Annotated in this window: 5 protein-coding genes and 1 pseudogene; 2 read left to right on the top strand and 4 right to left on the bottom strand. The window is 56.5% G+C overall.

Going from position 1 to position 7,945, the window contains the following annotated elements; translation table 11 throughout:
* From moaA to NW841_RS10045, 4 genes are all read right to left on the bottom strand, one after another.
* A partial coding sequence (moaA, locus tag NW841_RS10060; RefSeq protein ID WP_414386244.1) for a GTP 3',8-cyclase MoaA occupies window positions 1–815 on the bottom strand: 815 nt, incomplete at its 3' end.
* Between the two features lies 1 nt (window position 816).
* Complete coding sequence (locus NW841_RS10055; protein WP_414386243.1) at window positions 817–1,980, bottom strand: molybdopterin molybdotransferase MoeA; 1,164 nt, start codon at window positions 1,978–1,980, stop codon at window positions 817–819.
* 55 nt (window positions 1,981–2,035) lie between these two features.
* Entirely contained in the window at window positions 2,036–2,503 is a 468-nt protein-coding gene (locus NW841_RS10050) for a nitrate reductase associated protein (protein ID WP_414386242.1), read from the bottom strand.
* A 26-nt stretch (window positions 2,504–2,529) separates the two neighbouring features.
* Window positions 2,530–4,608, bottom strand: coding sequence for a molybdopterin oxidoreductase family protein (locus NW841_RS10045; protein ID WP_414386241.1), 2,079 nt, complete (start codon window positions 4,606–4,608; stop codon window positions 2,530–2,532).
* A gap of 918 nt (window positions 4,609–5,526) precedes the next feature.
* On the opposite strand from NW841_RS10045, the pseudogene NW841_RS10040 reads away from it, so the two are divergent.
* Window positions 5,527–5,769: pseudogene (locus NW841_RS10040) on the top strand (hypothetical protein); the annotation flags it as partial.
* 79 nt (window positions 5,770–5,848) lie between these two features.
* Window positions 5,849–7,945: phosphoketolase (locus tag NW841_RS10035; RefSeq protein ID WP_414386240.1), on the top strand; the 2,097-nt coding region annotated here is incomplete at its 3' end.

Genomic DNA, 7,945 nt, shown 5'->3' with positions numbered 1-7,945 from the left:
TTTTCGGTAAATAGGCAAGCAAAGAGACGTCCATCGGCGGTCAAGCGCCAGCGCGAGCAGGTGCTGCAGAAAGGTTGCGACTCGGAGGCAATAAATCCGATTTTGGCAGCCCCATCGACTGTGAAGTAGAATGCTGTAGAATCAGGTACCGTCGGCAGCTGGGTTAGGGTATAGCGTTCCTTTAGGCGAGCAATACACTCTTGTGCTGAAATGTAGCGCTCATCATAAATATGGTTGGCATAGCCAATCCGCATCAGCTCCAAAAAGCGAACTGTCACACCTGTCTCGCGAGCAAATTCAACAAAATCAAACAGCTCATGATCGTTGACGCCGCGCATCAGAACTGTGTTGAGCTTGATGCTAAACCCCTGAGCAATACCCTCCCGGATATTACGAAGAATATCGGCAAGGCAGTCTCGGTGTGTGATCCAGGCTTCAGTAGCAGGCTGAAGGCTGTCGAGACTGATGTTAAGATTATGAACATTGGCAGCTTTAAGGACATCCCAGTAGAGGTGCAACAGCACTCCATTGGTCGTGAGGCTGAGGGAGGGAATTTTCAGCTCAGCAAGCCCCTGCATGATTTCGGCAAACTCGCGCCGAACCAGAGGTTCGCCACCTGTGATACGAACTTCCTCGATGCCATAGTCCAGCAGCTCACCGATAATGTCTTTGTATTGCTGCGGACTTAGATAGCTGCTTTTGTCCATGAACCCAGGATACAGGGGCATACAGTAGCGACAGCGCAGGTTGCATTGATCGGTCAGGGAGACCCTCAGCTTGCGAATGCGGCGGTTCCATTGATCAACTAGTTGCATCCTAGTACCAGGGATAGAATAAAAAGACTTCGCCAGCCTTAAAGACCACTTGATCTTGGGGGAGCTCTACAAAGCCATCGCTGGTTGCCAGAGCAACAAAGTCGCCAGAGCTCTGAGGCATGATTAGTGTGAGGGCTTGGTTGCTACCAAGCTTGGCAGGTACAAAAAAAGTGAGATTAGGCTCAAAGGTAATGGTCTCACCCAGATAGCCGGAATAAACGGTGCGGTTCAGCAGATAGCGATGCAGACACACAAGAGCTGAGACAGGATTGCCTGGTAGCCCCCAGACAATGGTGTTAGCTTGATGATCAATGCCAAACCACATCGGCTTGCCCGGTTTTTGGGCGACACCGTGAATATAGGCAGTAACGCCACAATGTTGCCAAATTCGAGGTAAGTAGTCGCGTTTTCCCTTCGAGATACCGCCGGTGTAAATCAAGAGGTCATAGCTTTGGGTGTTAGTTTGGTAGTGGGCGATAATGCTAGCCGAATCATCGGGGATGTGGTCAATCTCGACCTCGGTGTAACCGTAGGCGAGGAGAGCAGCTCTGAGGGCGTAAGCGTTGGAGCATCGCAGTTGATAGGGTGTGGGAGTTTGCTCGATGGAGACCAATTCATCACCTGTGGCTACAAGTTTGACGCGGGGAACTGCTTCGACTTGGACATGGCTGTAGCCGAAGGAGGCTAGAATGCCGATATGAACGCTCTTGAGGGTAATGCCGGGGTGGAGAACGAGTGCCCTTGCGATGCAGTCGCTGCCTTGTCGATGAATAAAATCACCTCTGCTGCGCTCAACTTCATAGGTGATGGTAGCGACTCCCCACTCGATACTAATCTGCTCGTAGGGGACGACAAGATCGCTACCCAGCGGCAGGGGACAGCCGGTCATCACTTCGAAGCACTGCTGCGGGTCGGCCAGCGTGGCAGCGCTTACCCCAGCGGCAGCCATGCCCGCAACCCTAAAGCGGCGCTGCCCAGCGGCATAGGCAGCGTAGTTAATGGCAATGCCGTCCACCATGACGCGGTTAATCGGCGGGTAGTCACGATCGGCATAGATCGGCTCAGCAAGAACCCGGCCTGCGCACCTCGCGATTGGGATCGACTCGGTTGTAGGTGGCAGCCACTGGGCTTTGATAATGGCTTCAGCTTCTTGGACGCTGATCATAAGCGCTGAAAGTAAGGCCAACGAATGGAGTGTCCGAGTATGAGCTGCACCTACCCTAGCAGTGCTTATCTTGGCTCCAGGGTGAGGAGAATTCCTGAAAGGCAGGTACAAAGTTACGGTTTTCGTGCTTGGAGCAACTAAGCTTAATGAGGGCAAAGCGCTGCAAGGGCGTTAGCTTTTGCCACAGCTCAAGGGTCAGCACAACCCCCCTGGCTGCTGCTTGCTCAAGGACGCTGGCAGGGATTGCGGTGGCATCTTCCCAAGCCGGTTTTGGATCAACAGGCAGCTCACTAGCTTGTTCTTGGCAGACATTTTCAATAAGGTGAATCAGGTACTCGCGGTAGGCAGCACGGTCGGCAGCAGTATCAGTTGGTCGGTCAATCAAGCTTTGGCGCTGCTGACGACTAAAACGCAGCCACTGATGTAGTTTGAGTTTGATGCCACACTGATCCAGCTTCAAGCGCACAACCATAGGGATGCAGCGGAGGCTATCGGCAAAGTCTTGCTCGAACTGAAAGATCATCGCGTTACCCAAGACATAAAGTGGGCTTAGATTGACAGGGGTTCGATGCGACTAAGTCTGACGGCACAGGCTTTAAGTTCAGGTTGCTTCGAGCTAGGGCAGGCAACCGAGTGAGTGAGGGCATTGCAGGCGGTATCTTCACCCCACAATGGTCCCCAATGCATCGGCATAAATACCGTGCCGGGGCTGATCGCCCGGGTTATTTTAACCGGGAGGGTAGCCTTGCCTCGCCGTGATTCAACCCTTACCCAGTCGCCATCGGTGAGCCCTACCTTGTCAGCATCACGGGGGTGAATCTCGAGAAAAGGCTGGGGGTGCATTGCCCGGATTTTGGCTACATGGCCAGTACGGGTTTGGGTGTGCCAATGGCCATAGAGGCGTCCTGTAGTGAGGACATAGGGATAGTCGGGATCCGGTGGTTCGGCAAGGCCGTGTGAATGACTGGCGATGAAACGAGCGCGACCTGTAGGCGTTGGAAAGTGGTGATTGGTATAGAGGTTGCGGGTCTCGATTGGTCCAGTACGGGGATAAGGCCACTGTTGGGGGCCTTGGTGCAGGAGCTCATGACTGAGGCCAGAAAGATCACAGGGACGCCCAGCAGTAAGACCGACATATTCGGCAAAAACTGCTGCGCTATCGGCAAAGCTAAACGCCTTGGCAAAGCCCAGACGGCGGCCTACTTCCGCCCAAATTTCCCAATCAGCCCGTGCTTCACCGGGGGGATGGCGCCACGCCGGACAGAGGGTAACGCGGCGCTCGGAGTTGGTCATGGTGCCCGTTTTTTCACCCCACTGAGCAGCAGGCAGCACCAGATGCGCGTAGGCAGTGGTTTCGGTAGGAAAGTAGGCATCTTGGACAATCGTGAAAGGCGATCGCGAGAGCGCTGCTGCTACCCGGTGCAGGTCGGGCAAGCTCACCAGCGGGTTGGTGGCGGCAATCCAGAAAACATCCAGGGCGCCAGCCTCCAGAGCGCGAATCATCCCGAGAGCATCGAGGCCAGGCTCAGGATTGATTGGGCCAAGCTGCCAATGCTGCTCCACAGCAGCGCGATCTTCCGGGTTCGTAACCTTGCGATAGCCGGGCAAGAGGTGGGCCAAGCCACCCGCCTCTCGGCCGCCCATGGCGTTAGGCTGCCCCGTCAGCGAGAACGGCCCTGCCCCCGCAAAGCCTATTTGGCCAGTGAGCAAATGGAGATTGATAAGACTTGTAACCTTGGCAGTACCTTCGCTGGACTGGTTAAGCCCCATTGACCACATGGAAAGGGTTTTCCGGGAGTGCTGCCAGAGTCGAGCGACGGCAATTACATCCTCAATTTCTATGCCGCAGCGACTAGCCACACGCGCAGGAGTGTACTCGGCCACCAGAGCTGCATAGGTCTCAAAGCCTTCGGTGTGTTGGGCAATGAAGTCGTGGTTGATGGCCCCCCACTGAATGAGTAGGTGGGCGATACCATTGAGCAAATCAATGTCGCTGCCCGGAGCAATCCCAAGATATAGATCTGCACCCTCAGCCGTCTCGGTACGGCGGGGATCCACAACCACCACCTTCAAACTCGGGTCACTCTTGTGGCGCTTGCGCAGGCGATTGAACAAAATTGGGTGGCACTCAGCGGTGTTAGTGCCGATCAAAAAGGCAAGCTCACAGCTATCGAGGTCAGAGTAGCTACAGGGAGGGCCATCTGAACCCAAGCTTTGGCAGTAGCCCTCCACGGCAGAGGACATGCAAAGGCGCGAGTTGCTGTCAAAGTTATTACTGCCCAGGCAGCCCTTGAGTAGCTTTTGGGCAACGTAATAATCTTCAGTATGCAACTGCCCTGAACCATAGATCGCAATTCGCTCGGGGCGACTCTGGCGAATGCGCTCCACGATCAAATCCAGCGCTTGATCCCAGCTAATCGGCTGAAAATCATCGCGGAGGCTGGAGCGATAAAGAGGCACGGTGGCACGGTTGTGATCAAGGGTTTCGAGAAGAGTGGCACCCTTAACACAAACCATGCCTTGACTGGAGGGATGAGACCGATCCCCACGAATTCTTGTGCCGCCAGCCAGAATTTCCAGGCCACAACCAACCCCGCAGTAGGGACAGAGGCTACGCACGTTATCCATTGCTGATTCTCATCTGAAGCTGGTTTACTCCTCCTGGGCAAAGTGACGGTGGAGAAAGTCGAGGACTTTGTTGCTTGGGTTGCAAAGCTTGGGCGCCTCAGGGATCCCGACAGCCAAGCGGGGAAGGGCGCGGCCATGCTCAAGCCCTTCACGCAGGCCAATATAGGGGTGTCGCCTCCAGATCTTTGGTAATGTGTGCTACCGTTTGTTACCTATTATGCAGTTATGTCATCTTAAAATGCTCATTCAGCATAAAAGGTGCTTTCTGCTCCAGATCAGCCCTCAAACTCAGCAAGCGATAGCTAGATTGAGCAGCAACGGGCCGGCCGCACTTGGCTCAAGGAGGCATCCCTTACCTACAAATCGCTTCTGATGAAACCTGCTGCCTCAGGGATCCATAGCTTCATCCAAGTCACAGTGTCCACTTGGATGTCGAGGCACATGTGAGCTACAGAATTTAACCGTCCACCCTTCCTGCTTGCTGCCAGGGTCAATGCCCACAGCAAGGGGCTAAGTTTTGCAGTCAGATAGTTTTGCGTTCAGATGCACGCAGAACACTCCCCTTTTCCAGAAGGGAGCAGCTTTGCCGCTCCTAATCCGCCACCGAGCACAGCTAGTTGACACTCCCTCGACTGAAGTCGGGAGATTCTTAAGTAGCCCACAAACGGACTTGTAAAGGTGTTGTCAAACCGCCCTTAGACAGTCCCTCGAGGCAAAGCCCCAAAGTTCTGCTTACTTTTTTCAGTAGGTTAGCCGCAGCGTTAGCATCAGCGTTCACTAACCACCCTTTGGCTGTTTGGCACAGTCCCCGCTTTATCCACTTCCCAGATGCTTGCCACCGGTCGGGTCTTTCACCGTAGTTAGGTAGCTCATCCCTATCCAAGAAACTTGCCTGGGAAGTGTACACCTCGTCTACCTCAACACAAAGCCAGTCAGGGCACATGCAGTTCACGGCGCAGGTGCCGGCAACTGTTGCAACGGCTGTCTGGCAGGGAGAGGCGCTTTCAAGCGTGGGTGGACCACTGCATCTCCACTGGCGTCAGCGGGACGGAGTCCTTTGTGATTGCGCTTTCGGGGGCTGCCGCAAACCAGCCCAGAGGTCCGTGGTTGGCTTGTCAACTGCAGGGCTACCAAGAGCCCGTACTTTATACGTCAGCATGAGTGCGGGTAGTTTACAACATCCAAAAGGCCTTATCAGGTTTAAAGTGAGGAGTAACCCGACAAAGAGTGAGGCTCGACCATGACGCTGGCTCAGGAGGCAACTGCCCAAGTTCCCGCCTTTTGCGAAGGGATCCAATACTTTGGGGATCCCTGGCCGGAATTCGATCGCCTGGGCCAGGAACCTGCAGTCGATGCTGCCACAGGCAAGCTGCGGGATCCCGGCAGTCGCATGGCCGCCTACCAAACTTTGCTCTATGCCGATGCGCTGCGCTACCTCACCCTGCAGATGACAGCCAGCAAAGCCTCGGGCCACCCGGGGGGCTTTGCCAGCCAGGCGGAAGCCTATGCCGCTTTGGTGTACCTGGGCCAAAAGAACATTCCCACCGAAGTGGGCCACCACGCCCCCGGCTTCTATGCCGCCATGTTCTTGGATGGATCCCTGGCCGAGATGGGCATCCACACCGTCTCTGACTTGCAGGCTCGCTTTCGGGAACGGGAAGGGCTGCTGGGGCACCTCTCTGGCTACATCCCCGGCTTGCTGGCGCCGGCAGGGCCCCTTGGGCAGGGGCAGCACTTTGCCATGGCCGCTGCTTTGCTTTACCCGGATCGCCTCTTCCCTGTCACCATCGGCGATGGGGGGCTGGGGGAGCCCTACGTGGTGAGCTCCATGATCCACTTTCACACCGCCTTCCCGCAGCGCACCAACTTCCTGCCGGTGCTGGTCTGGAATGGCTACAGCCAAGAGCACCACAGCATGATCTCCACCCTCACCAACGCCCAGATGGTTGAGTACTGGCGGGGCAACGGCTTTGAGGAAGTGGTGCTGGTGGATGCTAAGGAATTCGACGATACCCAGCAGCCTGGCCCCTACGTAGACAGCACTCTCTTTTCCCTGGAAGCCCGCTTGGCCTTTACCCAAAGGGTACTGACCGAAATGGAGCGGGCCATTCAGTCAGCTCTAAGCGGCCACCTGACGGTTTTCATCCTCAAGCAACTGAAAGGGGCGGGCGTGCACGCCAAGGGATCCAAATCCCACAACCTCTACGCCCACCATACCTTGGATAACCCCGACATTGTGGCTGCTCTGCAAGCGCGGGCCCTGCATCCGGCAGCTTGGGCCCTGGTGCGACAAAACTGCGAGCGGGCTGCTGGGGGGCCGGCAGCCAAGGTGGTGGTCACTGAGTCTATCCGGCCTCTGCCGCCGCTGGGATCCCTCAACTTAACTGAGTTCCCCCTCGGCGATAAGCAAGTCTCCACCACGGCCATTGGCACCCTAGTGGTGCAGGTAGGGCAGAAAGACCCTGACTTTCTGGTGGCCAACGCTGACGGCAACGAGGCCTCCGGCCTTGCCAATGTCAACCAGGGCCTGAAAGTCATCCACCCCACGGTGGATCCCCTCTACAACCAACAGCCCCAGGGCCAGGTTTACGAACCCCTTAGCGAAGATGCCTGTGCTGGCCTGACAGGGGGCCTGGCGCTCTTTGGCGGGCGCTCCCTCTGGTGCTCCTATGAATCCTTTGCCGTCAACGGACTGCCCATCTGGCAGACGGTAACCCAGGCGATGGCGGAGCTGCGCCGCCCCACCCCTGCCGCTATTGCCCTCTTCACAGCTGGAGCATTGGAACAGGGACGCAACGGCTGGACCCACCAACGCCCGGAAATCGAGGCCTATCTAGCGGCCATGATGCGCAACGGCAACATCTTCCCCCTCTTTCCCCCCGACGCCAACTGTGCCCAAGTCGCCTACGAGTGGGCCCTATCGACCTTCAACAAAGGGATCCCGATCTTTGCCAGCAAAACCCCCCTGCCCATCCGCACCACCCTGGAACAAGCGCGCCAAGCCGTGGAGCAGGGCTGCACTGTGCTGCAGGAACTGCCTGGATCCCGCACTGTGGTCTTTGCCGTGGTGGGGGATATGATCCTCCTGCCAGTCTTTGCGGCGGCTGACCAGCTCCAGGCCCAGGGGATCGGCAGCAAAATTGTTTCGGTAGTCAACCCTCGCCGTCTCTACCGCCCTAGCGATATAGCCTGGTCCACCTGTGCCCAACCCGATGGGGAGTTCATGTCTGACCAGGAGTTTGCCGCCTGGTTTGCCGGCGAAGCCCTTATCGGCGTGACTGGCGGATCCAGCCTGATGTTGGAGCCCCTGTTGTTGCGCTACACCGGCCCGCGCGAT

The sequence above is a fragment of the Synechococcus sp. H60.3 genome, assembly GCF_047462295.1.
Classification (GTDB): domain Bacteria; phylum Cyanobacteriota; class Cyanobacteriia; order Thermostichales; family Thermostichaceae; genus Thermostichus.
The sequence above is the reverse complement of the archived record's forward strand: the minus strand, read 5'-3'. Positions and strand labels throughout refer to the sequence as shown.

Bases quoted from the DNA above. Each gene is read 5' to 3' on its own strand.
- NW841_RS10055 (WP_414386243.1), bottom strand. From the start codon at position 1,980: ATGATCAGCGTCCAAGAAGCTGAAGCCATTATCAAAGCCCAGTGGCTG.
- NW841_RS10050 (WP_414386242.1), bottom strand. From the start codon at position 2,503: ATGATCTTTCAGTTCGAGCAAGACTTTGCCGATAGCCTCCGCTGCATC.
- NW841_RS10045 (WP_414386241.1), bottom strand. From the start codon at position 4,608: ATGGATAACGTGCGTAGCCTCTGTCCCTACTGCGGGGTTGGTTGTGGC.